The following is a 25,428-nucleotide window of genomic DNA, read 5'->3' as shown; positions in this document are numbered from 1 at the left end:
GTACGGTTTTGCGTATAGCCCCGCCGAGATGACCGACGAGAGGAGCTCGTATGTCCGTCGACCGGCTGTTGCCCAGCGACGAAGCCGCCGAACTGATCGCGCTCGCCCGTGACGTCGCCGACAAGGTCCTGGAGCCGATCGTCGACGAGCACGAGAAGAACGAGACGTATCCCGAAGGCGTCTTCGCACAATTGGGGGCGGCGGGGCTGCTGAGCCTGCCGCAGCCCGAGGAATGGGGTGGCGGCGGCCAGCCATTCGAGGTCTACCTTCAGGTACTCGAGGAACTCGCCGCGCGTTGGGCCGCCGTCGCGGTCGCAGTCAGCGTGCACAGCCTGTCGTCGCACCCGCTGCTGGCCTTCGGTACCGAGGAGCAGAAGGGACGCTGGCTCCCGGACATGCTGTCCGGCAACCGGATCGGCGCCTACAGCTTGAGCGAGCCGCAGGCCGGTTCCGACCCGGCCGCACTGCGGTGCGCCGCGAAGGCGGACGGTGACGGATACATCCTGAACGGGTCTAAGTCGTGGATCACACACGGTGGTGTCGCGGACTTCTACACGCTGTTCGCACGCACGGGTGAAGGTTCAAAGGGCATCTCGTGTTTCCTGGTGCCAAGCGAGCTGGACGGACTGAGCTTCGGCAGACCCGAGGAGAAGATGGGTCTGCACGCCGTGCCCACCACATCGGCGTTCTACGACAACGCCCGCATCGACGGCGATCGGCGCATCGGCGCAGAGGGCCAGGGCCTGCACATCGCTTTCAGCGCGCTGGATGGCGGGCGGCTCGGCATCGCCGCAGTCGCCGTCGGCCTGGCGCAGGCCGCACTCGACGAGGCCACCCGATACGCCAACGAACGAACGGCCTTCGGCCGCAGGATCATCGACCACCAGGGGCTCGGTTTCCTACTCGCCGACATGAGCGCCGCGGTGGTCAGCGCCCGCGCCACATATCTCGATGCTGCACGCCGACGCGACCGCGGCAGGCCGTACGGCGCACAGGCTAGCGTTGCCAAGCTCGTCGCCACAGATGCCGCGATGAAGGTGACGACGGACGCCGTGCAGGTATTCGGCGGCGCCGGCTATACCCGCGACTACCGCGTGGAGCGCTATATGCGTGAGGCCAAGATCACGCAGATCTTCGAGGGCACCAACCAAATTCAGCGGCTCGTTATCGCGCGCGGGCTAGCCGACTGAGCGGGGAGGGCAGTACACCATGGACGAGTACACGACGATCACCGCCGACGTATCCGGACCCATCGCACGGATCGTGCTGAATCGCCCGTCAGCGGCGAACACCATGAACCTCACCATGACCGAGGAACTGGCGGACGTCGCGGCCCACTGCGCCTTCACCGGCGTCAAGGCCGTTCTGCTGACGGGACGCGGCCGATTCTTCTGCGCGGGCGGGGATCTCGGGGATTTCTCGACAGCGCCAGATCGCGGGCGCCACATCAAGAAGGTCGCGGATGCGCTGCACCGCGCGACGTCGACGTTCGCCCGGATGGACGCAATCCTCATTACCGCCGTCAACGGTGCAGCCGCCGGCGCGGGAATGTCACTGGCGGCCAGCGGTGATCTCGTCGTGGCCGCCCGGTCGGCCTCGTTCACTATGGCCTACACCAGGGTCGGGTTGAGCCCCGATGGAAGCGCGTCGTTCGTTCTACCGCGCCTCATCGGGTTGCGTCGCACGCAGGAGTTGATGCTGACGAACCGCACGCTGAACGCGGATGAAGCGCTGCAGTGGAATCTGATAACTGAGGTGGTCGACGACGATCGACTCGAGGCACGAGCGAGCGAACTGGCTGCGACGATCGCAAGCGGCCCAGCGCGTGCCCAATCCTCGGTGAAGAAGCTGCTGCTCGCCACGTTCGGTACCGGGCTCGAGGAACAGATGGAAACCGAGGGCCAGCTGATAGCCCGGAACGCCGCCAGCGCGGACGGCATCGAAGGGGTCGACGCGTTCGCGGCGAAGCGCGCCGCGCAATTCGCCTGATACACAAGAATCCCTGGCGGTGGTGGACCAACGGCGACGTACTTCGCGCAGCGGGCGGGGCATAGTCATTTCGCCACCCGGCCGTCGGCGTGTTGTCAACATCTACTGCAGGGTGCGACTGTCCGACCGGTCGTGGCTTCAGCTGACCATCGGCCAAATGTTCCACCGATGAGGATCTGCAGACGCTCGACACCATCCGCGGCACCGGCCCGGCGGGACGGCACAGGGCGGCCCTGAGCCGACGAAAGTCAGCCTCCACACATCCCGTCAGTGATGCCAATACACCGGATATCCCGGCGAGCTATGTTGGCGCCGTCGTCGGGTTCGCCGAAGGTTTATGCCGTTCGAACAGCAGGAGATCATCGACAAGGGGTGCGTGTAGGCCGCTTCTGAGACCGGTCGTGACAGTCGAAGCGATACGTGCATAGCTGAAGCCGCTCTTCGAACGACGGGTCGAATCATGTCGTGATCGACACGGGCACGTCGGCACTTCCCCGCTTGCTGGCAGCGGGTCAATTGACGACGCTCGCTGGCGCCCCTGCTCGACGAGCCTACGCCGGCCGTTCAAGCCTCACGCGGCATGGGTTCTCAGCGGTTGGAGCTCACTCGACTTGGAACGTTGCGCTGCCGCTCAGATGAAACGTTGCGGTTTGGCGGCTGCACGCAGGATTCAATTGGACCGTTTTCGCGGCTGCGTCGCGGCTTACCACTTCGGCTGTGTACGTGAGTATGTCGCCTGGCCAAGCCACTTCATGAAACATCACCGAGAAGTGTCGGATATTCCGCGGACCCAGCCAGTCGGTCACAATAGGCCGCCATGCGCACCGCCTACAGCATGCCGACGGCGATCAGTCCCGAAAAGCCGGCGGCCCGTGCGAAGTCGACACCGCGATGAAGGGGATTCATGTCACCAGCGGCACCTCGGTAACGGACGAAGTCGGTGACTGTGAGACCCGCGTCGCTCCGTGATTCGGCAGCGCCGACGATTAGTTCGTCCCATTTCGCCGGTTGAGCCATGTGCAGTCCTAGCTTTCCCGGAACGGCGCCGGTAAGCGCCTTCGATCACCCGTCCCGCAGCGGTCAAAGACCCGCGTGCACGCGCATCGCCTCGACGATCTTGAACTTCTGTGGTTTGCCCGTCGCCGTCATCGGTAGCTGATCGACCAAGCGCCAATGCGTCGGTCGTTTGTATGCCGCCAGTCGTTGCGCCACCCACTGGCTCAGCTCGCTAACCGACGGCCTGGCGCCGACCCGAGGCACCACCGCAGCGGCCACAATTTCACCCCAATCGGGGTCCGCAAGTCCCACAACCGCGGCCTGTGCCACGTCGGGATGAGACTCGATCGCATCCTCGACTTCGCGTGCGTAGATGTTTTCCCCCCCGCGCACGACGATATCGCGTATCCGTCCACGGATGCGCAATAGGCCGTCGGCGCCGAGCGAGCCGAGGTCGCCGGTCCGCAACCACCCGTCGGGATCGATTGTCGCCGCAGTGGCTTCGGGCCGGTTGTGGTAACGATCCATCCGGATCGGGGAACGCACGCACACTTCGCCGATCTGGCCGAAAGGAAGCGGCCGCGAGGTGGTTGCGTCGATGATGCGCAGTTCACGGTGAGCCATAGCCCGCCCGACCGTGGTGGCTTTGACCGACGCGGTGTCGCTAAGCCGTGTCTGGGTGATCGCCGGCGCCTCCGTCTGGCCGTACATCACGGAGGCAGACGCTGCGAAATGCTCCTCCAGACGAGCGATCAGCGACTCCGGAATGTCAGCGCCCCCAACCATGAGCACTCTGACGCGGGGTAGTGGAACGGGACCGCCACTCGACTCATCGAGCATGCGCAAGTACATCGTCGGTACGCCGCCAAGTATGGTGGCACCGCTTTCGGCGGCTGCCGCCAGGAATTGGCCTGCCGAGAAACCGTCAAGCATGACATAGGTTCCCCCAATACACGCCATTGCCAGCGCATGCGCGACAAGGGCACCGATGTGGTAGAGCGGCAAAGCGCTGCAATAGATTTCATGCTCAGTCGGCTCGAGCGCCGGGTTCATTGCAGCGGCGGCATTGAGGCATACCCGATGTGAGAGCACCGCGCCCTTCGGCACGCCCGTGGTACCCGAGGTGTATTGGATAAGGAACGAATCCGCCGGGCGGACCACGTCGTTGCGTTGGGCACCCGTCGGCCTATTTTTCAGCCAATCGTCGATGCACCACACTTCGTTGACAGACTCCAGCTCCCCGGCCGCGCCGCGGGCCAGCTCGACGAGGCGTTGCCCTCGATAGTTTTCGGCCGCCAACACTGTGCTGGCGCCGCTGTCAGCGAGCACCGTCTTCAGTTCCGGTCCGGTCAGCGCTGGGTTGACCGGGACCAGCGGGCGTCCGGCCAGCGCCGCGGCCCACATCGCCAGGTACCACGACTTGCTGTTGGATGCGTAGACCGCCACCGGGGCACGGCCGTCGCTGATAGATCGCAACAGCTGCGCGCCGGCGCGGGACTGCTTCGAAACCTGTGTCCACGTCAACGATGCGAGGCCTTCGCCAGTAGGCCATTTGAGAGCGGCGCGGTCAGGCCATCGGTTAGTGGCCTCATCGAGTAGATCACCGAGCGTGGCTTCCCGCCATGCAGTTATCGACGGCGGGTTAGGCACTGCGCCCACACCTCCACGGTGCTGTTCGCAGGCAGGTAGGGCCGACCACCAAGCCCTCAGATCTCACGTCAGCAAAGCCCATCTGCCTGCACCTCCACTCGATAATAAGGTATATATTTAAGCTGTTGAGAGCAACAGCGATTAGTAACGCGTGTCCTTGCGCGAGGAATAGTCAATACCTGCGGATCGGTGAGTTTCAGGCGACCTTCGATTCGGCGGTTCGAGGTGGACCGCAAGCACATGGCGTTCGGCATTGGCATCCACCCTTGCCTCGGTTCACACTTCGCGAAGGTGATGTTCCAAGTGATGCTGGAGAAAGTGCAGCGTCATCGAAGGGGTCCGGCGAGGCGACTATCCGATGGACCACTGGGTGGAGACGATCGGCCTGAGCCGAGTGATCGAGGACGGTTCGAGGCCCTTCACGAGGCTCGCGTCATGAAGGTGCTCGTCGATCCGACGCAGTGAGTGTCACACCAAAGATGCGAAACCTGGTGCATCCGCATCGACTTCGACGCCCTTGATCATGCCCACCAACCGATTGATGGCACGCCCGGAGGATTCCGCGTACTCGATACCGCACAGCGCGTTGAAGTTGCAGATCATCACATCGGTGACGAAGCCGGAATCCAGATACGGGGACAGGCGCTTCATCACCTGTTCGGGAGTGCCGACGAAATTGACCTTGTCGACGGCCTCCTTGGGCACCTTGTTGCACGAATCGAGGACATAGTCGCGGTCGTACCACGGACACATGGCGTCACGGGAGAAGATCCAATCGTAACCCCACGGATGCTGGAGGCCCCATTTCTTGAAGGTCGCGGTAGTTGGCGTGTACGCCAGGGTGTTCCACCTGATGAACGGATGGTCGCGCAGCTTGTCACAGGTCGCCTCATCGTCGTCGACCACGAGGAATACCAGCAGTGCGATCGCGTGTGAATCGGGGTCACGGCCCGCGCGCTCGGCATGGTCGCGGACGATCTTGACCTTGTCGATGAACGATTGTGGGTCGTCCTCGGTGTGACCCGGCGCGGCGGTGATCCAGCCGTCCGCGACGGCGCCGGCCAAGTACAGGTTGTCTGGACTCCCGCCGGCAACCCAGAACGGTGGTGGTTCAGCGCCGTAGGGGCCCAGATCGAACTTGGCGCGCCGCATCTTCCATACCCGGCCGTCGTAATCGACCTCTTCGTTCGTATCCAGGAACGATCGCATGATGTGCGAGGCGTCCCACAGCTTGTCATTGGCCCCTTTTCGCGCGATGCCGTAGGGCTTCATCTGCTTGTTCTCGCCGTTGGCGAGCACCATCATGATTCGGCCCTGCGTCGCGTGATCGAGTGTTAGCAGCGTCTGCGCCAACACGTTTGGCGCGCGTCGAACGACGTCGACAGGACCATAGAAGAACTTGACCTTCGAGGTCTTGGCGGCGGCGGCAGTGATCAGCGTGCCCGGCTCGTAGAACGCGTCGAAGGACGGAATGTACTCGGCAGCCGTGGTGATGTCGGGCGTCCACAGACAAATAGGATGGCTGAAGCACATCTGATCGCCATAGATCACCCAGTCCATCCCCGCGGCCTCCGCCTGCACGGCGCTCTCGATACACCGATCGAAGGGCGGATACATCGCTCCATAGGCTCCCACGCGCATAGTTGACCTCTCTCCGTCAATATTTACGTACTGTGTACACAAATATAGATCGGTTGGGTACGTCCTGTCTGCAGTTCGCGGCATTCGCCAGGTAGATTGAGCCGATGACGTCAAGAGCCGACGACTCGCCCGCGACCGCGGCTGAGGCTCCGCGGCGGCGCGGCCGACCGACTCGCCGCAGCGGCGTCGCTGACCTCAGCCACGCGGAGATCATCCAGGCATCCCTCGAATGCGTTCGCAGTGACGGACTGAAGGCGCTGACGATACGCAAAGTCGCTACCCTGCTTCAGGTTTCACCGATGGCGCTCTACCAGCATTTCCCAAACAAGAGGCGATTGAACGAGGCGGTCGTCGACGCTGCGCTCAGCGAAGTTCGACAACAACCCCGCGGGGACGAGCCGTGGACCGATTGGCTGGTGTCCCAAGCGCTCGAGTCGATGCGGGTGTTCCAGGTCTATCCCGGCACGGCCGCGCACATCTTGGACCACGGGATCTTCGGTTACGGGCACCAATCCATGCGCATTGCCGACCACATCTTTGCCGTGCTCCTCGAAGCCGGGTTCGATCAGCGCAGCGCGTTGAAGATCTACACGACCTGTCTCTGCTTCGTCGCCGGTCTGATACACACCAATATCGGGCTGCCCGTTGGGATTTCGGCCAAGGAATTTCCGGCTATAGGCGGACTGACGCGGCAAGCCATCAAGGGCTTGGACGCAGAACACATCGCCGAGTACGGCTTGCGATGCCTCCTGACCGGCGTGGCCGCCGCCTCTATCGAACGTACCTGAGCGACCTACACGGCAAGCATTTCGGGGCCTGGTTGGTGCGGCTCGCACCGGCAGGATCCTAGATCCACCGGACCCACCGCCCGCCGCGTTACCTGCAACCTTCACGCCGTCGGAGCCAATTGGTGTCGAACTACCGCTCGACTAATCGGCGGGCGACCCGTGGCCGAGCCAATCGGACCGAACCTCGAGGTCGTGCTGGTTGTACTCCGGCGGTTGTTCCAGACCTGCGCCTGCCCGGCTGTCCGCACTCTGCCACCGGAACGGTAGTTTGACATGCGGCCAGTCCCCTTCGTCGCCGTCGACGATTCCACGGTCGACGTAGTGCTGGGTGGCCATCAAGGCCGGGACGTCGTAGAGGGGGCCGCCCGGGATGTCCCACTCCAGGAAACGGCTCAGCCACTCGTCCGAAGTCGCTGTGGCGAATATCGTTTCGAGTTCGTGACGAAGTTCGAACTGGTCGTACGCGAAGGCGATGGCCGTCTGATCGTGAGCGGCGACCAAATCCTCGCGACCCACTCCCTCGCAGAAGCGTCGCCAGAACTTTGGCTCCAGGGCACCGAGCATGACCGGCCGCCCATCGCTGGCGAGGTAGGTGTCGTACAACGCCATCGACGGCATCTGCCGCAGCGAGAACGGTGTCCCGGTTCTGCGCGTCATCGCGACCTCGGTGCGATGGGACTCGACGAGTGCATCCCAGCAGGAGACGTCGATCCACTCACCTGCTCCGCCCCCGCGAACGCACGCGAGCGCAGCGCACACCGCCATCGCCGCCGAGGTGGCGCCCAACTCATTGCCCCAGCTGGTGAATGCCCACCCCAGATGAGGTTGTCCGTCACGCCAATCCACGTTCAGGCCATCACCAAGGGCGTCCATGTTCAAACCGTGGGCAGGCAATCGCGACCACGCACCGGTCTGGCCAAAACCGGTGATCGAACAAACGATCAGCTCCGGCCGCTTCCTTCGGAGCTCGACGAAATCGACTCCGCACCCTTTCCAGAATCCAGGCAGCTGGTTTTCGATGACGACGTCCGCGATGGCGATGAGCTCCAGGAGCGTCCGCAGGCCCTCGTTCGTCTTCGCGTCCAGGGCAATCGAGCGCTTACCCCAGTTCTGCGCCATGTGCTGCGGGCTCTTGCCGTCATCGGCGTATGGGGGTATCAGCCGGATGCGGTCACCGGTCGGCGGCTGCTCGACCTTGACGACATCTGCTCCCAACGCCGCCAACTTGCCTGATGTCAGCGCCGCAGGGACGAGAATCCCTAGGTCGAGTACCCGCACTCCCCGCAGCGGCATATACGTCGGCATGGAGAAGCTCCTACTCATGGAAGTTCGTGGATCGCCTGCTCGGGACAGGTCATCATTGCCCGTGCGGCGGCCTGTTCCAGTTCGCTGGGAATCAACCCGTTTGCATGCTTGACGATCGCGTGACCGTCGTGGTCGTCGAGGTCGAAGACCTCTGCGGCCGCGATCGCACACAGCGTGTGTCCCTGGCACTTTTCAAGGTCGACGCCGATCCTCATTTATGTCGCTTCCTTCCGATCGGAGACAGTCACTGGGCCAGGACACATTTGGCGTCCTCAATGCGGCGCAGAACCACGAACGGACCCTTGTAACCCCGTCTGTCGTACCGGCCGAAGCTGATATACGTTCCCGGGCTTCCCACGGCAGCAGGCAATCGATGGATGCGTTCCAACCCGCACTTCAGACCTTCGGGATCATGCGGTTTGGCCAACGACAAACCCCATGCCATCGTTTGTCCGGCGTCGTATCCCAGCGCCGAATAGCAATGCGCGGTCGCGTTCTGATGCCGATCGGTCAGCTTCGCGAAAACCGGGTTCCGCTCGTCGAATTCATCCGTGCCCGTCCATCCCTCGTAGGTGGCGATCGTCAGCCCGAAGTAACCGTCCAACGGCCAACCCACGAATATCGAACTGCATAATCGGATCGGGTTCCACTCGGGGGTCATCAGTCCGTTCACGGCAGTGAGCACCTGCCGCGCGGTCAATCCGAGCCCCATGTACACGATCGCATCGGCGCCGGCGGCCCGGGTTTCGGCGACTTCGACTTCGGCCGCCTCGGTGTCGACGAAGTTCGGCAACAGCCGGTCCGCGACGACCGGCAGACTGATCCGTCGCGCTGCGAGCCGGAAATACCGGTGAAACTCCTGCCCGAGGTAGTTGTCCTCCTGGAGGATCGCAACAGCCGTGGCGCCCTTCTCGTGCAGATATTCTGCCATCACCACCGCCTCATCGGTGGTGGAGATATTGCCCAGCGTGAAGCAGTATTCGCTCGGTACGTCAGCTGAACTGCACATCGTCACCATCGGCACATGCGCCTGCTCGATCGTCGGCAACAGGCTAGTCACCTGGTCGGTGAAGTGTGGACCGATGATTCCGATGCAGTGCTCGGCGTGAACCAGGTCCAGATAGGTCTGCCGCATCACGTTGAACTGACGCAGCGGCATGCCGTCCACTTCGCGCAGTACGAGTTCGACCGGCCTGTCGATGACGCCGTTCCAATGGGCCTCGTCGAAGGCGAACCTCGCGGCGGCGATCATCTCGTCGACGGCGCCGACCCCGATCCCCCAGTCCTGGATATAGCCGATGCGAAACGGATCGCGGTCACGAGAACTCGTCTTGACAGGTGCGGTCGTGGTCATGTGCTCGACGCCGCGCGAGACCCGGGCGTGAACGTAACGGGCAGCCGAACGTAACCGTTGACTAGGCCCTGGGCGGGATAGAGCGTTGCCAGCTCCTCGTCTACGGAATAGTCGGGAAGCCTGGTCAGCACCTCGGTGATCATCGCCTCGAACATTGCCCGGGCCAGGTTCGAACCGATGCAGCGATGCGTGCCGACCCCGAATGCCAAGTGCCGGTTGACCTCCCGGTCGACGACGACATCGTCGGGCGACGGGAACTGCGCGGGGTCGTGATTGGCGGCGGCAAGGCACATCAGTACCCGGTCGCCGGGCGCAATAGTATGGCCGCCGACCTCGACCTCGCGGATGGCGGTACGGGCCTGCGTGGTCACTGGGGAGCTGTACCGGAGAAACTCCTCGGTGACCCACTTGATCTGATCGAGGTTCTTCCGCAACCATTCTCGCTTCTCGGGATTTCGGTACAACCACATCAACGCCTGTCCGGTCAGCGACGTGGTGGTGTCCACACCGCCTCCGATGACCAACATCACCATCGACTGCATCATCTCGTCTCTGATCGGCTGGTCGTTGACCCGCGACTGTTTGAGCCAGGAGATCAGATCCTGATCCTCCGGGGCTCCCGTGTCGGACCGGGAGGTGATCGCGGTGTGGATCAGCCCCATCGCCCAGGGCACATCGGCGACCGCCTCCTCCCACTCCGGACTGTGGGGAATGTGCGACGTGAGCGCATGCATCATCGTCGAGAACCGCGGTGAGTGCTCCGGCGAGAGTCCTATCATGTCGGTGATGACGTAGGCGGGGGCAGGGCTGGCGAGATCCGTGATCAGATCGCCCGCACCGCATTCGATGAAGCCGTCCACGCACTTTCCCACTAGCGCCGCGATCCGCGGGCGCCGCGACTCCACGGCGGCAGGCGAGAGAAACGGATGTAGTGCTCGACGGTACAGAAGCGATTCCGGTGGATCGAGCTCGATCGGCACATTCAGCGGCGCGGGCATGGACGGAATGTGAACGGCCACACCGTCGGTCCCCGGAGGCCGGGCCGACGAGAAGCTCTCGTCGTCCTTCAGAATTCGTGCGACGTCGTCATACCGACTGATCAGCCAGTGTCCGCCATGCCTTTCCGAGTAGCCGACCGGGCACCTTTCGCGAAGTTCACGGAACGACCCGTGCACGTCATTCGCAAAAGCCTCGGACATGTGGTCGAAATCGCCTACGTGGTGTTCCATGTGTTACGTCGTGCCCCCGAGCGGCGAGAACGGCATGGGGATCAGCGTGTTTTCGGTGAGCTCGACGACATGCTCCCAGGCCTTTTCGAGGCCGGGAAGAAACGAACTCTCGTCTCGTGGGTCGCGGCCGGCGAACAGCTCGCCCAATGCATCGAAGGAACTGGACCAGAACACCGCGAACTCCAACGGGCTATGCCCGACACGGCTGAATAGCTGCAGTTCCAATCCGGCGTCTCCGACCGCCGACAAGACTGACTTCTCCATTGCAGCAACGAAATCGGCGACGCGCCCATGGCCGATCGTGTAGCGCTGCTCGAGCAAGATGCTGCCCGGTGCGGTCCGAGTGGGCAGCTCCGGCGGCAACGGTGAGAATGACAGCGGCACAAGGACCGTCTCGATCGAGCGCTTCCGCCACTTCGTCGCACCCCGTACGAATTCCACCATCCCGGGGTCCGCGCTGAGCTCCGCCGACGCGCCGGTCTTCTCCAGATCATCGCTGATCGGCTTCCGTTCGTCCATCCACGCCTTCCACCCGCCGCCGTAGCGCCATAGGAAGGCGAACGACGGCCACTCCGCTCCGTTCGCGTCGACCTTGAAGGCACCCACCGGTCGGATCGCCAGGCTGCTGCCCTCCCGGATGGTGGCGGGGTACAACTTCTTCTCGATGCCGTCGAGGTATTCCTGTTCCAGGCCCACAGTTGCGTGGGGTAATTCGTGCAAGTAGATCGGTGGAGACGTTTCAGTCATGCTGACTCCTTAGGTCGTTGCGGACGTGCTGGTGACGAACGGAAGTTCGAGGATGTTTCGGCAGCCTGGAGCGGCGGCGACGACCAGCGGAACCAGGTTCACCGCGCGCGCGGCGTTCATGTCCAGCACCGGTCCGACGTCGTGCGCACTGCCCAGCGTCGTGACGGTCCCACGCAGCGATGGAGTGCCTTCAATCACGGCGGTGAACTGGGGATCGTGTTCGGTCTGCCGCCAGTCCGGGCCCAATCCGTAAGCGCACGTGAACTCGCAGACCAAGGTGTACCACTGGTGCCCGCCAACGAAGCCACCGAATGTGAAACGTACGCCTGCGGCGGTGCCCTTGCGGATGAGCAATCCGTTGTCGAGCTTGATGTCTTCAGCGGCGGGTGCGTTCTCCTTCAACACCAGGCGGAAGTCGTCCAGCACGACTCCCATTGCCGACGCCACCTGGTTGGCCGCCTGCCGGTAGGCCCACTCGTAGAGCCGGTTGATGAGTTCCTCAGCGGGCGTCGATTCACCGACCGGCAGACCGAATCCGACATAGAGCTCGAGCTCGTGTGCGGACGGGTGTTCGGTTTCGTGATCGGTCTCCTTGCACCAGACGCTCGAGACCTGCCCGGAATACCCCGACAGGAAGAGGGGCAGCGCGTCGCTGACAAGGCCGGGCATGTTGCCGCCTCCCACGATGCTGACGTTGCCCTCGGCGCATGCGGCTTCCAGTTCCGGCTTCTCGGGTTGCCCCTCCGTGAACCATGCGCCGACCCCGCAGTACACGTTCTTTCCCGATCGCAGAAGGCGAACGATGGCGTCGGATCCCGCCGCTCCGGGCTCCGACGACGCGACCGGCGCGGTGGGATAGCTGGAGACGATGCCGTTCCAGATGACGCAATCGGCCTGCAGGGCCAGGATTTCATCGAAGTCGCTGGTAGCAGCGAGTCCGATGGGATCGAGTCCGGCCAACTCACCGATGTCGCGACCGTGCTTGGCTTCACTCGATACGAGCGTCCCCACGATCTCGAATGCGGGGTCCTTGATCAGATTTCGGATGACCCGACTGCCGACTTGACCTGTATAACACTGGATTACGCGGTAGACCACCATTCCTCCTGCTGCTGGTAACTCGGCACGGGACGCACATCACGTCACCAGGAATCCACCGTCGATGACCAGGGTTTGACCGGTCATGTAACCGGAAGCGGCAGCCGCGAGACATAGGATCCCTGCCGCCATCTCGACCGGTTGCGCCATGCGGCCCAGTAGGACTCGACCTTCGCCGAGGATTGGTCCAGATCGTTGAACTGGGCTTGGCCGCAGCGCGTTCTCGGTCAGAGTTCCGCCGGGCAGAAGTGCGTTCACCCGAATTCCACGCGGTCCCAACCCAAGTGCCGCGGCCTTCGTGAGCACGTTCAGGCCGCCTTTGGAGGCTCCGTACGCCGCGTTGCCGATCACTGCAGGGTGGACCGAACTGATCGATGACACGTTGACGATGGAGCCACCGCGGTTCGCTGCCATCGACCGTCCCGCCTCCCTCACGCAAAAGGAAGGCGCCGCGCAGGTTGACGGCGTGGATAGCATCCCAGTCGTCTGTGGTCGTCTCCAGCAGAGGCGTCTTCGGGTAAATGCCGACACAGTTCACCACGATGTCGACACCCGCGATCCCCTGAAACAGATCGCAGACCGACGGCTCCTCGGTGACGTCGACCCACGCAGCCTCGGCATGCCACCCTCCTCGGTCACTGCAGCGGCCACTGGCTCCGCTCGAGATCGATCACGGTCTGCCGCAATGACTTTTGCGCCAGCCTCGGCCAGCAACAAGGCTGACGCCTTACCGATCCCTGCCGCAGCACCGACCACCACCGCAACCTTCCCGGTGAGGCCGAACAGCCGCTCGAAGTCTCCCGCCAAGTCAGTCCCCTTCGATGCGGATCTGATGAACCGTACGCTGTACGATACGTGGACCGTACTATGTACGAATAGAATGCGTCAAGGATTCGTGAATCGCACAGCTACGCTGCGAGCTGACCTTCTGGGTACGCTCACGAGCAACGGACCCAACAGGATCTATGCACAGGAGACGAAGTGGCTGCGGAGCGAATCGACAGCGAGGTCTTGTCGAGGAGAACGTCGCTCACCCTGGACACTCTCATCGACTCGGCGGTGACCATCGCACTGTCGGAGGGATTGGACGCCCTCACCATGCGACGGTTGGCGGAGGCCACCGGCAAGGCACCGATGACCCTCTACTCCTACGTGCCGAACAAGGAGGCTCTCCTCGACCTCGTCGCCGACGCCCTGATGGCCAGGGTCGTCGTCCCCACCGGTCCCTGGGATCAGGCGCTTACAGAGCTATCCCTTTCGACCTGGCGAGCCATGAGTCAGGCCGCCGGTTTGGCGTCGTTCATCTGGAAGCACGTGCCTTACTTCTTCACTCCCGAGGGACTCCGACTCGCCGACGGGGCGATGGGACTTCTGGTGGATGGCGGCTTCGAGGCGGGCGACGCCAGTCGCGCCTTGGAGGCACTCATGACGTTCATCACCGGTGATGTCCAACGACGGGAGGCCAGGGCACGACTGTCGCGCCGTTCCCTGACCCGAAAGGTGAAGGGCTACCCAAATCTCGAAGCGGCTGCGGTGGGCGCGACTGCTTCGCGAAAATCTGCGACGGAGAGCGAGGAATCATTCTCTTATGGCCTGGACCTGTTGCTGGAGGGGCTCAGGCGTGACCCTCGAAGGAAGCCACGGCGATGACACTGCGATTCTCGGTGACCCGGTCCTGCAACGCACCAGCGGAGGTCGTCTACGCCGTCCTGGACGATGTGACGAACTGGCCCCGCTGGATGCCCGGCGTCACGTCTGCGCGGTGGGAACAGAACGGCGGCCCGACTACAACGGGGCCAGGTGCGATTCGCGCGATGAAGGCGGCCGGTTTCACGACGCGGGAACAGATCACCGCCACTGACGTGCCCCACATTCAGACGTACACCATGTTGTCGGGCCTGCCCGTGCGTGATTATGTCGGCGACGTTCGGATCGAGCCTTGCAACGGGGGCTCATCGATCACCTGGGGCGCAAGCTTCACACCGCGAATCCCGGGCACGGGCAATCTCATCCGCCTCGCGATGAGGATGGCCATCGGCCACACGGCAAGCGCACTTACCCGAGAAGCAGATCGCCGGTGAGTCCTTCGAGTTCTGGCGCGAGTTTTTGCGTCGCCGACACGCTGGGCCTCAGCTCTCCGAAAGTCGCGGCCATGCTTACGAAGTACCCGTCTGAGCTGTCAGGGTGTTGCGTGCCGACAAGGAAATGTTCAGCGCCGAGCACACTTTCGACGGCCGACTCGATCTGCCGCCTGCACCGCCCGGACCACATCGGGCCCGAGAGTTGCTCATCTTTCGTCGGCACACCCACAGTCCTAAACGATGCCGCTTAACTACTCGGTATCCGGTCCAGTCGGCCGGTGGCTGCGTTGGAAGCTGCTTGCTCAACGCCATTCTCTTGCGTGAGCTTTCGCAGGCCGGGCAACGTCGTACTGCGGCACGCGTGTGTACGTAATTGACCGGCTAAGGGACTTGATGAGCCACCAGTGCGGGCATGACGTAGGTTTTGCAGACATCCAGGAGCTTGGCGGGGCTCTCGTCCCCGGCGAGACAGAGCCAGGAATAGCACATGCGGACCCATCGCGCAGATCGCGCTAAATCGCCCGGCGGCGGCGAACACCATGAACCTCACCATGACCGAGGAACTGGCGGATGTCGCGGCTCGCTGCGCCTTCGCCGGCGTCAAGGCTGTTCTGCTGACAGGTACCGGCCGATTCTTCTGCGCGGGAGGCGATCTCGCGGACTTCTCGACAGCGCCCGATCCGGGACCGCACATCAAGAGGGTCGCGGACGCACTGCACCGCGCGATGTCGACGTTCGCCCGGATGGACGCGATCGTCATCACCGCTGTCAACGGTGTCGCCGCCGGCGCGGGAATGTCACTCGCGGTTAGCGGCGATCTCGTCGTGGCCGCCCGGTCGGCTTCGTTCACCATGGCCTATACCGGGGTGGGGTTGAGTCCGGATGGAAGCGCGTCCTTCACTTTGCCGCGCCTCATCGGGTTGCGTCGCACGCAGGAGTTGATGCTGACGAACCGAACGCTGAGCGCAGATGAGGCACTGCAATGGAATCTGGTCAATGAGGTGGTCGACGACGACCGACTCGAGGCGCGGGCGACCGAACTTGCCGCGACGATCGCAGGCGGCTCAGCGGGCGCTCAGTCGTCGGTGAAGAAGCTGTTGCTCGCTACGTTCGGTAGCGGCCTCGAGGAACAGATGGAGGCCGATGGCCAGTTGATAGCGCGGAACGCCGCAAGCACGGATGGTATCGAAGGCGTCGACGCGTTCGCGGCGAAGCGTGCCGCGCGATTCGCCTGACAGACAACCGAACACAGGGATGGCACGAGCATCAGTACCGCTTTCATTAGAGCCTTCGACGTCCTACTCCCGATTAGATAGGAAGCCTTGACCTCTTAGGACCGACGAGACAATCGCGCCGAGTATGGGCGTCCCGCCGCTACGGATTGAACCGACCCGGGGTGCTGTTCTTGAGCATCCGGATGAGACGACGCTGTTCGTACAAATGGCTCGCTGCCAGGCGAGGTTTCAGCGCCGCAGCCGCGCTGTAGATGATTACATGGTTGAGACCCTCGTCGATGAGCGGCTGGAGGTAACCCAGCACATCTTCAGCTCTGCCACACGGAATGAGGCTTCTGAGCAGCTCAGGTGTGACCACTCGGCCGTGGTGTGCGAGGTTGTCGGCCTCCAATACCGCTGGGTCCAAATCTGGAAAGCCCTTGTAGTCCGCCCCAAGCGGATGGTCCACACCAACGGCGGCCCATGCGGAAGCCGGTAACGTCAGCAGCAGCGCCCGCACCATGGGTTGCCGGGACAGTTCCACCGCCGCAGCTTCACCGCGGCATAGCAACGGTGCGAAATATGCGCTGCGCGTGACGGACTCTGGATCCTTCCCCGCGGCGCGGGCGCCCTCAGCCATCTGCTTTGCACCGGCATGCCAACCGTCGATTCCGAGATTGAGAATGAATATCCAGCCATCCCCTTCGCGGCCCGCGAGCCGGCAGGTCCTCGGTCCCTGGCCGGCCACCCACACGTCTGGTGAGCTTCGCCGCCACTGCGGAAGCGCGAAGGTTGCGTCATGCCATTCATGAAATTGGCCCTCATGCGTCAGGGGGGCAGAGGACTCCCACGCCGCACGAACCGCAGCGACGACGTCCTCCAGTCGACTCACGCTTCGTTGAAGGTCGAGGCCGTAGGGCTCGGTGTTCTCAGCCTCACCCGCACCGATGCCGAGCACCGCCCGTCCCCCAGTGAGGTGGTGCAACGACATCCACACCCGAGCGAGATCGGCAGGCGTACGTCTCACGGCGTCAGTGACCGACGTACCCATCCGCGGACCGCGGCGCCCGGCATACTTCGCGATGGCCACTGTTGGATCCAAAAAGGCGTCCAGACTGGGGATCCACCGCGCGAAAGGTGACAGATGCGGTCCCCATGCCGAGGACGGGAACATGGACTTGGCGTGATCGCCGAACCAAATATCTTCCGCACCGAGCAATTTAGCGAGCCGGATGTTCGCGCGCAGACTCCAGAGAGGGGTGATCGGGTCGACGTAACATCCCACGCCGACCCGATCGCCGGTGTGCACCATCTAACCGGTCGTTTCTGGCTCAGGCTGGTTGACCGCGCCGGGGCTCATGGGGATTGGCACCTCTGGGCCTGGGCAGGCGTATTCGGTTCCGGCCCCGCACATGTCGTTCCTCAGGTAGGTCGGGTAACCCTTGGGCGTCGAGTCGATCTGCAATGCCATGAAGTTGATCGCGACGTTGAAGATCAGGTAGATGACGTTGAGGAAGCCGACGATCGCGAACGTACGGATAGCGGTCTGGGCCCGTTGCGAAACGGCCAGCGATTCTGCGCCGCGTTCGACGACCGAACGCCCTTTGTCGTCACGGAAATAGCGCAGGATCCCGCTCGACGCCCAGACAAAACCCCAGAAAAGCGACTCGTAGAGCGGAAACTGGTACCGCTCGCCGCCCCACAACGACAAGCTGTATACGGCACCGTTGTAGGCATACAGAGATGTCCGGCACATGAAGACCTCATAGGCCAAATCCATGAAGAACCCGGCGATCATGGCGACAGTTATCAGACCGAGCACTCCCATGCTTGGTCGGATCTGCTTCGCCTTGCGCATCGCCGTCGAGACGGCGATGCTGTACAACAGGCAGGACAGGTAACCAAAACCCGACATCAGCAATGGTGATGGCAGGTTGCCTCCGTGCGGGCTGATCCAGCCCGGAATCTGCTCCACCCATGATCCAAAGCTGATCAGGTAGCTGTTGTAGAAGAACGTGGGGCGGATGTAGTTGAGCACCGGGTCCTGCCACATCACGCTGAACCATGCGATCAGCAGCATGCCGTCGAAGGTCAGGCGTCGCTCACGTCGAGCCTGACGAACGGCCCACCCGATTGCCACCCCGATGGCAATCAGCGTGGCGATCTGCACAAACCACGCCCAGAACTTAACGATGCCGGGTACCGGGTCGGCACCCGTCCGGGGATGATGGAATTGCGGCGAGGCAAACCATCGGATGTATATGTACAGCTGCAGGACCGTGAATGCGAGGCCAACCAACGCCCATGCCTTGACGGGTGTAATCCGCCTCGTCTCCGCCGGATTGGCCGCCGCCGCTTGGGTCTTTCCGCGCGATTCCGTGATGCTCATACCTGTTCCTCCTGTAGCTGGGTAAGCGTGGCCCGACGTCGCGGTGCACGGGCGTACTTGTTGGACTTGGACCGATCGGCGCTGCGCTCTGCGGTAACAATCGCGTAGTTGAACAATCGGTTGAGGTCAGTCCCGAGAGCCTCGACACTTTCGGCGCGACCGAAGCCGGATGAGCCGAATACCTTCTGCAGCTCCGAATCGCCGCTCTGCGAGCCAAGCGACAAGCAAACCGACCCGATGCGGCTCCTGCGTGCCTCGTCAAGCGCGCGTCGCGTGTCGCCCATCGCATAGATCGCCTCGTAGCCGTCGTCATAGGGAAACCCGTCGGAGAGCACCACCAGAAGCTTTCGAGAGGTACCCGAGTGCTTCACGAGGATCGATGACGCATGTCTGATCGCTGCCCCCATGCGCGTGAACCCCGCAGGCGATAGACGCGCAATGTTCGTCCGCCAGCGTGAATCAAGTGGCTTCTCAAAGAGTTTGATGGGATAGAGGTAGACGCTGGCCCTGCCTCGTGAGTTGAATCCGTAGATCGCCACCCGGTCGCCGCGCAACTCCAGCGTGCGGGCGATCCGCGCCGCGGCGTGCACCTGGGCCTCGCATGCGGTTCGTCCGTTCGCCGATCTCTCGCCGGTCGAACCCGACGCATCGATTAAGATCAGCACACCCAAGTCGCGGCCGACTCTGCGAATGGAAGTGAACAGGCGGTCGTCGGGAGTCTGTCCCGCTCGCGCATCGGCGCGCGCCGTGACCACTGCATCGAGGTCGAATTCTTCGCCCTCACTTTCATGGCGGCAGCGTCGCAAGTCCAAGTTGGAACGCCCCAAGGGATAGCGCAGTTGCGCCGCGCCGACAACCCGATCAATTTCGCCCACCGGATCGAGCTCACGTACCACGCAATAGTTTTCGCGATAGCGGCGGCGGTTGACATCCCATTCGGGGTAACGGGTGCCACCATCGGACACCTCCCCTGTGGTGGATGATGCGTTGGGGAGGCGCATGGGTACCCGAATTCCGCCTCCGCCCCAGCGACGACCGTAGACACTCTTCGTCGGAGAGTCGTCATTGGCGCCACCGCCGGCCGTCGCGGATTTCCGTGAGGCACCCGACAGGGCTGCGAACAGCCGTGCCAACCGGCCGTTACCCCCCAGCGGGGAAGACATCAGCTCCAGGAAACGCGATCGCTCCGCGTCTTCATCGTCGTCGGCGTCGCTCTCCTGGAAGTTGGGTGCACCGGATCTAAGCGTGTTCGGCGCGCCCAACGGCGTCTGTTTCTCTAACTGACGCAACAACGCCTTGGGGCGTAATTCGCCCAGCGATGTCGGCAGTTCCGCGACGGTTCGTCGACTCAAGGCGATTTCCAGCGACTCGACTGCAGAACAACTCAATGTCTGCTCAACACCGGCACCCGGTTTCGACATGCAGGGAAGCAGCCAGGCCAATTCCTTGGTCGCGCGGCGTGCTTCGAGTGCGAAGTAGCGCCGAGTGGGACGAGGCTTTCCTCTGAGCCGACGGACCACGTCGGGATGACAGGTTCCGGCTCCCAGGATGCTGGCATGCAACACAACCACATTGACGACTTCGGACAGGGGACAGTCCGTAGGGATGAATATGCTTTGAGCGTCGGTGTAGGGCAGGGTGCCGGCGGCGGCCGCTCTGAGCGCCAGCCTGCGCCCGGCGATGGCGCTTGCCAGCAGTGAGTACCGGCCGATGTCGGTTATGAATCGGGCCACGTTTGTCCCGTCGACGTGAGCCGCATCACCGTCTGGCACAAAACCGAACGATACGCCGATAGCTACATATTATGCAATATGTAGCCTTAAAATCATCTAGCTATTTTCGCGGCCGGACTGGCCCAACTGCGATATCGAGGCGGTGTTGTGCGGCACGGCGAGAGGCGGCGCCGTGGCGCCGGCCAGGTCACGCTGGGGCTTGTATGCCGGGTAGCGCAAAAGTCCGTACGTAGTGGCGGATCTCGTCCAGATCGTAGTCAGGCTTGAACAGTAGAAGGATGAGGCTAACGTCCAGCAGCCACTGGATCATGTCTTCTACCGATAGGACTGCCCGGACGTAGCCGCGCTGTTGGGCTTCCAGTAGATATCGGGAGGTGACGTCGATCGCTCGCTGCTTCAAGCGTTCCGACATCCCTGCGGAGCGAAATGACCCGCCCTCTATCCAGAAGCCCATCACTTGTTTTAGCCCGGGCGTTATGCGCGCGTCGTAGACAGCGCTAGAGATGGCGTCGACGAGTTTGTCGGGAAATGGCTCCAAGCCAACAAGTTTCGCTTTGGCCCGCTGCAACAACGGGGCAGACCTCTGGTCCAACAACTCGACGATGATCGCTTCCCGGTCCGCGAAGTGACGATAAACCGTCACGCGATGGACTCCGGCGGATTGCGCGATCGCGGCAACCGTGCAGCGTTCCAGTCCGAGACGGTCAACGCAGTCGCCGGCCGCGACGATGATGCGATCTCGCGTCGACATCACGATGCCTGAGCTGGCGGTTCGGGTATCAGCGGACATCTGGCCATCCCATCACATCCCCGATCACGGACCGGGCCAGCTGGTCATGTGTTACTCCGCCGCGTCGATATAGCTGTCAATCAGGACGCGGAGCCCTTCAGATATCTGCGGGTCATCGGTCATGGGAGCACCGAGAGCTCCCCACGCGGCCGATCGCGCATCGACGCCTGCTGCCATCAGCCGACCGGCAGTGACCAGCGTCCGCGTGGAAGCCACTTCGCGTAGGCCCGATGCCTCGACCCGCCGGATGGCGGCCGCCATCCGCACCAGCCGGCGTGCCGCCGCATGCGGGATGCCCGTCTCGTGCCGCAGCACTTCCAGCTCGACCTCCTCGGACGGAAAGCCCAGCTCGATGCCCACCATCCGTTGTCGAGTCGAGTCTTTGAGATCCTTCAACAGACTCTGATATCCCGGGTTGTAGGACACCACCAGCTGGAACTCGGGCGGCGCCTGGAGTATGACATTCAAGCGGTCGATCGGCAGTATGCGCCGATGATCAGTGAGGGAATGCAGGACAACCGTCGTGTCCTGCCGAGCCTCGACGATTTCGTCCAAATAGCAGATCGCCCCATCTCGCACCGCACGCGTGAGTGGGCCGTCGGTCCATACAGTGCGGTCACCCTCGAGGAGGAAGCGTCCAATAAGGTCTGACGAGGTCAGGTCCTCGTGGCAGGACACCGTGATCAATTCGCGCCCGAGTCGGTAAGCCATTGCTTCGACGAACCGTGTCTTGCCGACGCCCGTCGGGCCTTTGAGCATGACCGGCAGCGATTGACGGTGAGCGGCCTCGAACATTTCGATCTCGTTGCCGGACGGCACGTAAAACGGGGCAGCCGTCATGGTCTCCACACTCATGGTGATCAGATGATCCTTCCGAAGTCGATTCCGTGACACGCCAGAGCCAAAAGTCGCCTCGCCAGTTGACCGGAATGCGAACTGAACCGAGGGCGGTCGAGGGCCTGCGTGACACTACAGATTAGCGCTTCTGTAGCGGCTCCGGAAGTGTCCGAAGTCGTGGGAATCTCCTGCTACGCGCCGGGTTGATCAGCGCGTTGAGCCCGCTGTGCACGTCGATCGCGCGCGTGACCGGTCTCCCCAACCTGCGAAACCTGAATCAGCTCGGGCCCAGCCGCCTCACGGCGAAGTGTGCACGATGCGACCCGCCAGTGATCGACGCCGGCAATTCTTGATTTCCTCGATGGCTAATAGTTTTTCGATGTCATTCACGCCTGCCGCTCCTCATCGCGATCTTCAGTGCTATCCATCTCGACGGCGCGGACGCCAAATGGTCATGGAGATCGTCGTCAGGTCGAGAGCTTCGCTCAGCGGCATCTTGCCTTGCGCCATGCGGGTCATGAACGCCGCCATCACATCGTTGGGTTCGGCATCGAGTTCGTACACGGCGAGATAACGATGCGCAGGAGGCGGCAGAGTCGGCAGGTTTTCGCCGGCGGGCGGGTCGAACTCGGTCATGTCATAACGCTGGGCGGCCACCACGCCGGGACAATCCACCACATCGGCAAGGTGCCGAGTGTCGTACCACTCGTTGAACGCTTCATCCTGACCCTCCACGGCGTTGCTGAAAACTAACATCAGCGTCTTCGACATCGACTATCCTTTCTCGAACAGCAAATGTGGCGGTACGCCTGCCTAGAGCTATCACGCTGCAGCGCCAATCAATTCACTGGCCAACCCGTGAAGGGGCCAAGCCTGCCGATGCCAAGGTCATGGAGGTGGCCGTGCCCCTCCCGCCGGTGCGGCGAGCAGCGCGTCGACACGCTTATAGCGACAACTCATCGCGGCGTGGATTGTTCGGCCCTCCGGCGCGCTATCGAGGCCCTCAACTCGGGTCGGTAGTTCGAAAGGACCTGGGCATCTGTTTCACGTCGAACCGTCGTCGTCAGGTTGCCGCTCTCAAGGCCGGCAAGCAGGAATTGCTTGGTCGTCGCCAACGCGTCGGCACTGTGGTGACACAGCTCGATGGCGGCGCGTAATGCCGCGTCGTCCACGTCCTCGTCGGGCCATACCTCTGCTGCCAGGCCCGCGGCCAGTGCGCCCGCGGCATCCAGGCTGTGTCCACGCAACATCAGATCGGCGGCGCGGTTCATACCGACGACTCGAGGCAAGAGAAAGCTAATGCCCATCTCAGCCGCGAGCACGCCTAGGCGGGTCTGCGGGAGGCTGAATACTGCGGATTCTCCGGCAAATACGATGTCTGCGCCCAACGCCAATGCAAATCCTCCGCCGACGGCGGGCCCGCGAACCGCTGCGACAACAACGGCGCGGCATGCACGCAACCTCAACGGTATGTCGGCGAGCCGGTTCATCTGATCGACCAGAGCTGCTGCCCCGCCGCGGCTTTCGGGATCGCCATCGTAATCGTTCATGTCGAAGCCCGAGCAAAATGTACGTCCATGTGACCGAATGAGTACGACCCGATGAGCGCAGTCAGACGTGAGGAGATCGAGGGCGGCGTGGATACTTTCGATCGCGGCATCGTCCAACGCATTGAGCCGGCGCGGACGGTTCAAGGATATTCGCAGGACGCCGTCGCTGGGGACATCGACGTCAACCCCGTCATCGGTGGAAGCGGCCTCGGAGGCGTTGAGTGCCAACGGCATTCCGACTGTTGGCGATATGCGATGGCTCATCGTTTCATGGCACGCCAGCAGTCCCGGCTCAGGCCACCAACCACGCGAAGGCGATCAGCACCGCCGCCACCCCGACCCCCCACGATTCATATAGCAGCCTCAAACCGATTGGCGCAGACCTCAACTCCATAAAATCGAGGAGCACCCACCGCACCTTGACGAACGCGAGCACGATGACCTCTGTCCAGATCAGTGCTTGCCCCTCGCTTAGCACCGTGCCGCCATGGCCGACCGTCAGCCAGAAGGCCACCAGGGTGGCGACGAGCAGCATAGCGAACGAGACGGTTGCCCGCTGGCGCACCAGTTCCTTCATGACTCAGCCTCTCAGGTAGAACAGCGCGAACAGGACGATCCACAGGAGATCCACCATGTGCCAGTAGATCCCACAGGTCTCGATAACCCCGAAGCTCTTGGAGCCCGAAGGGGCGCCTGGGGTCAGCCTGCGAATCCTCAGGCGCATGTAGGCGAGCACACCGATGCCCACCGAAGCATGTAACAGGTGCACGACTGTCATGACGAAGAAGAACATGAAGAAGTCGTTGGTGACAGGAGTGATGTCCTGCGACAGCTTGATTCCGTACTCGATCAGCTTCAGAACGGCGAAAGACACACCCAATGCCAGACCGCCCCCGGCCAATTTGTCGGCCAACTCGATCTCGCCCTTGCGCGCCGCACCGATCGCCAACACCACCAGCCACGAACTGGTCAGCAGGATCACGGTATAGGCCAGCCCGAACGCAGGGATCACCTTGCTCTGCGCATTTTGGAAGACTTCGTAGTGATCAGCCCGATACCAGCCGTAAATGCCAAACATCTCGGCGAAGATCAGCATGTCCAAGATTGCAAAGACCCATATTCCCGGCTCCCCCGGAATACGTCGCAGTCCCATACGACCGTCGCGCCTGACCCGAGAAGGCGTCGCAGTCATGTCAGATCCCCGCTGGCGACGGGATGCGAGTCGATTCGACTTCGACGTCATTGCTCCGCAGCGGGTCGGTGGACGATTCGCTGGCGAGCGCCTCCCGTGCACGCGCAAGCCGCCGAACCTGCACGATGGCCAGCACGAGAACCCAGACGAAGAAGGACGCCCCGGGCACCCAGAACGTCACCAAGCCGTTGTAGCTGAAAGGACCCCGGTAGAAGAAGACCGATAGCGCGGAGAACATTTCCAGTGCGGACGCCCACAGCGAGAAGTAGCCGGTCCAGCGCGGGAACATCGTCTGCTTGTTCGTGTCACTGAGAATGGCGAACCCGGTGAGCAACTGCCACAACATGAATGGCGGCCAGGGAATCAGGAACAAGAACCACATGAGATCGAAGAGCAACTGGGTGGTGTCCGGCGCAAGTGTGCCGACCCGAAAGGCCATCGCCGATCCGAAGACGGCGCACAGCATGGCGATCACCGCACCTAAAAAGCCCACCAGGATGAGAACTCCGGCGGCCAGCGGTGATGAATTCGCGTATTTGCGAATTTGATAGGCCAGCGTCAGCGACCATGTGAGTAAGAACGTCAGGCCACCGACGAGGACCAGAAGCATACCGATCAAGATCTGATATTTGATGTCCGATAGGTGCGCCGCCAATTCGCTGGGCTTCGTCGAGGGCGACCAAACAGGCAACAAACCCGAAGCGCCGAAGCCTCCGCCGCAGATGATCACCCAGGCGATACCCGACCAAGCGCCAAGCCGTTCCAATCGCCGGTCATAACTGTCCGGATCTACCCGCAGCGTCAGGGTCATCTCCAGCTCCTCTGCATCGTTGGGAGTGTTGCGG

27 protein-coding genes and 2 pseudogenes are annotated in these 25,428 nt (G+C 62.6%); 7 read left to right on the top strand and 22 right to left on the bottom strand.

Annotated features, from left to right (window positions below; translation table 11 throughout):
• Nucleotides 1-50: 50 nt before the first annotated feature.
• The 3 genes and pseudogenes from AC5Y5E_RS17020 to AC5Y5E_RS17010 form a co-directional block, all read left to right on the top strand.
• Nucleotides 51-1,190, top strand: a complete 1,140-nt coding sequence (locus AC5Y5E_RS17020; RefSeq protein ID WP_083169447.1) for an acyl-CoA dehydrogenase family protein — start codon at nucleotides 51-53, stop codon at nucleotides 1,188-1,190.
• A gap of 19 nt (nucleotides 1,191-1,209) precedes the next feature.
• Nucleotides 1,210-1,989, top strand: coding sequence for an enoyl-CoA hydratase/isomerase family protein (locus AC5Y5E_RS17015; protein ID WP_426666688.1), 780 nt, complete (start codon nucleotides 1,210-1,212; stop codon nucleotides 1,987-1,989).
• A 279-nt stretch (nucleotides 1,990-2,268) separates the two neighbouring features.
• Nucleotides 2,269-2,371, top strand: a pseudogene (locus AC5Y5E_RS17010) (hypothetical protein); the annotation flags it as partial.
• 446 nt (nucleotides 2,372-2,817) lie between these two features.
• Here the strand turns inward: AC5Y5E_RS17010 and AC5Y5E_RS17005 are convergent.
• The 3 genes from AC5Y5E_RS17005 to AC5Y5E_RS16995 form a co-directional block, all read right to left on the bottom strand.
• Nucleotides 2,818-3,006 carry a MaoC/PaaZ C-terminal domain-containing protein gene (locus AC5Y5E_RS17005; RefSeq protein ID WP_197747117.1) on the bottom strand — a complete coding sequence of 63 codons (189 nt, stop codon included), beginning with the start codon at nucleotides 3,004-3,006 and terminating at the stop codon, nucleotides 2,818-2,820.
• Between the two features lie 63 nt (nucleotides 3,007-3,069).
• Nucleotides 3,070-4,635, bottom strand: a complete 1,566-nt coding sequence (locus tag AC5Y5E_RS17000; protein WP_142274855.1) for a class I adenylate-forming enzyme family protein — start codon at nucleotides 4,633-4,635, stop codon at nucleotides 3,070-3,072.
• Between the two features lie 468 nt (nucleotides 4,636-5,103).
• Nucleotides 5,104-6,252 (bottom strand): LLM class flavin-dependent oxidoreductase, encoded by a 1,149-nt coding sequence (locus tag AC5Y5E_RS16995; protein WP_158086185.1) that lies wholly within the window; start codon nucleotides 6,250-6,252, stop codon nucleotides 5,104-5,106.
• Between the two features lie 128 nt (nucleotides 6,253-6,380).
• Here AC5Y5E_RS16995 and AC5Y5E_RS16990 point away from each other — a divergent pair, with 128 nt between their 5' ends.
• The gene (locus AC5Y5E_RS16990; RefSeq protein ID WP_083169455.1) at nucleotides 6,381-7,064 is read left to right on the top strand and encodes a TetR/AcrR family transcriptional regulator; all 684 of its coding nucleotides are present in this window, start codon (nucleotides 6,381-6,383) and stop codon (nucleotides 7,062-7,064) included.
• A gap of 141 nt (nucleotides 7,065-7,205) precedes the next feature.
• On the opposite strand, the gene AC5Y5E_RS16985 is transcribed toward AC5Y5E_RS16990, so the two are convergent.
• From AC5Y5E_RS16985 to AC5Y5E_RS16945, 9 genes and pseudogenes are all read right to left on the bottom strand, one after another.
• Nucleotides 7,206-8,369 (bottom strand): CaiB/BaiF CoA transferase family protein, encoded by a 1,164-nt coding sequence (locus AC5Y5E_RS16985; protein WP_426666689.1) that lies wholly within the window; start codon nucleotides 8,367-8,369, stop codon nucleotides 7,206-7,208.
• Between the two features lie 14 nt (nucleotides 8,370-8,383).
• Entirely contained in the window at nucleotides 8,384-8,584 is a 201-nt protein-coding gene (locus AC5Y5E_RS16980; protein ID WP_083169459.1) for a ferredoxin, read from the bottom strand.
• Between the two features lie 29 nt (nucleotides 8,585-8,613).
• Nucleotides 8,614-9,723 carry an ABC transporter substrate-binding protein gene (locus tag AC5Y5E_RS16975; protein WP_499904018.1) on the bottom strand — a complete coding sequence of 370 codons (1,110 nt, stop codon included), beginning with the start codon at nucleotides 9,721-9,723 and terminating at the stop codon, nucleotides 8,614-8,616.
• Entirely contained in the window at nucleotides 9,720-10,952 is a 1,233-nt protein-coding gene (locus AC5Y5E_RS16970) for a cytochrome P450 (RefSeq protein ID WP_426626906.1), read from the bottom strand. Before AC5Y5E_RS16970 ends, AC5Y5E_RS16975 begins: the two co-directional genes overlap by 4 nt.
• A gap of 3 nt (nucleotides 10,953-10,955) precedes the next feature.
• Nucleotides 10,956-11,699: a hypothetical protein gene (locus tag AC5Y5E_RS16965; RefSeq protein ID WP_142274856.1), complete on the bottom strand. Its 744-nt coding sequence runs from the start codon at nucleotides 11,697-11,699 to the stop codon at nucleotides 10,956-10,958.
• Between the two features lie 9 nt (nucleotides 11,700-11,708).
• A complete protein-coding gene (locus AC5Y5E_RS16960) occupies nucleotides 11,709-12,800 on the bottom strand; it encodes a hypothetical protein (RefSeq protein ID WP_083169467.1) in 1,092 nt (363 codons plus the stop codon).
• Nucleotides 12,801-12,836: 36 nt separating this feature from the next.
• Nucleotides 12,837-13,274 carry an SDR family NAD(P)-dependent oxidoreductase gene (locus AC5Y5E_RS16955; RefSeq protein ID WP_083169469.1) on the bottom strand — a complete coding sequence of 146 codons (438 nt, stop codon included), beginning with the start codon at nucleotides 13,272-13,274 and terminating at the stop codon, nucleotides 12,837-12,839.
• Nucleotides 13,252-13,407, bottom strand: a pseudogene (locus AC5Y5E_RS16950) (SDR family oxidoreductase); the annotation flags it as partial. The pseudogene AC5Y5E_RS16950 and the gene AC5Y5E_RS16955, both read right to left, overlap by 23 nt.
• Nucleotides 13,332-13,553 (bottom strand): SDR family NAD(P)-dependent oxidoreductase, encoded by a 222-nt coding sequence (locus AC5Y5E_RS16945; protein ID WP_269475049.1) that lies wholly within the window; start codon nucleotides 13,551-13,553, stop codon nucleotides 13,332-13,334. The gene AC5Y5E_RS16945 and the pseudogene AC5Y5E_RS16950, both read right to left, overlap by 76 nt.
• A gap of 225 nt (nucleotides 13,554-13,778) precedes the next feature.
• Between AC5Y5E_RS16945 and AC5Y5E_RS16940 the strand changes: the two genes are divergently transcribed.
• The 3 genes from AC5Y5E_RS16940 (at nucleotide 13,779) to AC5Y5E_RS16930 (ending at nucleotide 16,113) form a co-directional block, all read left to right on the top strand.
• Nucleotides 13,779-14,447, top strand: coding sequence for a TetR/AcrR family transcriptional regulator (locus AC5Y5E_RS16940; RefSeq protein ID WP_083169473.1), 669 nt, complete (start codon nucleotides 13,779-13,781; stop codon nucleotides 14,445-14,447).
• Nucleotides 14,444-14,878, top strand: a complete 435-nt coding sequence (locus tag AC5Y5E_RS16935) for an SRPBCC family protein (protein ID WP_083169475.1) — start codon at nucleotides 14,444-14,446, stop codon at nucleotides 14,876-14,878. The genes AC5Y5E_RS16940 and AC5Y5E_RS16935 overlap by 4 nt, the downstream gene beginning before the upstream one ends.
• A 497-nt stretch (nucleotides 14,879-15,375) precedes the next feature.
• Complete coding sequence (locus AC5Y5E_RS16930; protein WP_426626962.1) at nucleotides 15,376-16,113, top strand: enoyl-CoA hydratase/isomerase family protein; 738 nt, start codon at nucleotides 15,376-15,378, stop codon at nucleotides 16,111-16,113.
• Nucleotides 16,114-16,252: 139 nt separating this feature from the next.
• Here the strand turns inward: AC5Y5E_RS16930 and AC5Y5E_RS16925 are convergent, their stop codons facing one another.
• The 10 genes from AC5Y5E_RS16925 to AC5Y5E_RS16880 all read right to left on the bottom strand — a co-directional run bounded on the left by AC5Y5E_RS16925 (nucleotide 16,253) and on the right by AC5Y5E_RS16880 (nucleotide 25,394).
• The gene (locus AC5Y5E_RS16925; protein ID WP_426626905.1) at nucleotides 16,253-17,404 is read right to left on the bottom strand and encodes an LLM class flavin-dependent oxidoreductase; all 1,152 of its coding nucleotides are present in this window, start codon (nucleotides 17,402-17,404) and stop codon (nucleotides 16,253-16,255) included.
• On the bottom strand, nucleotides 17,405-18,481 hold the full coding sequence (locus AC5Y5E_RS16920; RefSeq protein WP_426626904.1) for a spirocyclase AveC family protein: 1,077 nt from the start codon (nucleotides 18,479-18,481) through the stop codon (nucleotides 17,405-17,407).
• Nucleotides 18,478-20,253 carry a nitric oxide reductase activation protein NorD gene (locus AC5Y5E_RS16915; RefSeq protein ID WP_426626903.1) on the bottom strand — a complete coding sequence of 592 codons (1,776 nt, stop codon included), beginning with the start codon at nucleotides 20,251-20,253 and terminating at the stop codon, nucleotides 18,478-18,480. Before AC5Y5E_RS16915 ends, AC5Y5E_RS16920 begins: the two co-directional genes overlap by 4 nt.
• 148 nt (nucleotides 20,254-20,401) lie before the next feature.
• Entirely contained in the window at nucleotides 20,402-21,004 is a 603-nt protein-coding gene (locus AC5Y5E_RS16910) for a TetR/AcrR family transcriptional regulator (RefSeq protein ID WP_426626902.1), read from the bottom strand.
• Nucleotides 21,005-21,055: 51 nt separating this feature from the next.
• Nucleotides 21,056-21,859: a CbbQ/NirQ/NorQ/GpvN family protein gene (locus AC5Y5E_RS16905; RefSeq protein WP_083169487.1), complete on the bottom strand. Its 804-nt coding sequence runs from the start codon at nucleotides 21,857-21,859 to the stop codon at nucleotides 21,056-21,058.
• A 402-nt stretch (nucleotides 21,860-22,261) separates the two neighbouring features.
• Nucleotides 22,262-22,612, bottom strand: a complete 351-nt coding sequence (locus tag AC5Y5E_RS16900; RefSeq protein ID WP_083169489.1) for a DUF4286 family protein — start codon at nucleotides 22,610-22,612, stop codon at nucleotides 22,262-22,264.
• Between the two features lie 185 nt (nucleotides 22,613-22,797).
• Nucleotides 22,798-23,655, bottom strand: coding sequence for an enoyl-CoA hydratase/isomerase family protein (locus tag AC5Y5E_RS16895; RefSeq protein WP_426626901.1), 858 nt, complete (start codon nucleotides 23,653-23,655; stop codon nucleotides 22,798-22,800).
• A 28-nt stretch (nucleotides 23,656-23,683) separates the two neighbouring features.
• On the bottom strand, nucleotides 23,684-23,968 hold the full coding sequence (locus AC5Y5E_RS16890; RefSeq protein ID WP_083169493.1) for a cytochrome C oxidase subunit IV family protein: 285 nt from the start codon (nucleotides 23,966-23,968) through the stop codon (nucleotides 23,684-23,686).
• 3 nt (nucleotides 23,969-23,971) lie between these two features.
• Nucleotides 23,972-24,487 (bottom strand): cytochrome c oxidase subunit 3, encoded by a 516-nt coding sequence (locus AC5Y5E_RS16885; protein ID WP_499904017.1) that lies wholly within the window; start codon nucleotides 24,485-24,487, stop codon nucleotides 23,972-23,974.
• A gap of 97 nt (nucleotides 24,488-24,584) precedes the next feature.
• Nucleotides 24,585-25,394 (bottom strand): hypothetical protein, encoded by an 810-nt coding sequence (locus AC5Y5E_RS16880; RefSeq protein ID WP_426626899.1) that lies wholly within the window; start codon nucleotides 25,392-25,394, stop codon nucleotides 24,585-24,587.
• Nucleotides 25,395-25,428: the final 34 nt, after the last annotated feature.

This window comes from Mycobacterium sp. NGS54 (assembly GCF_059812465.1).
Note: the sequence above shows the minus strand (reverse complement) of the source record. Positions and strands in the feature narration are given on the sequence as shown.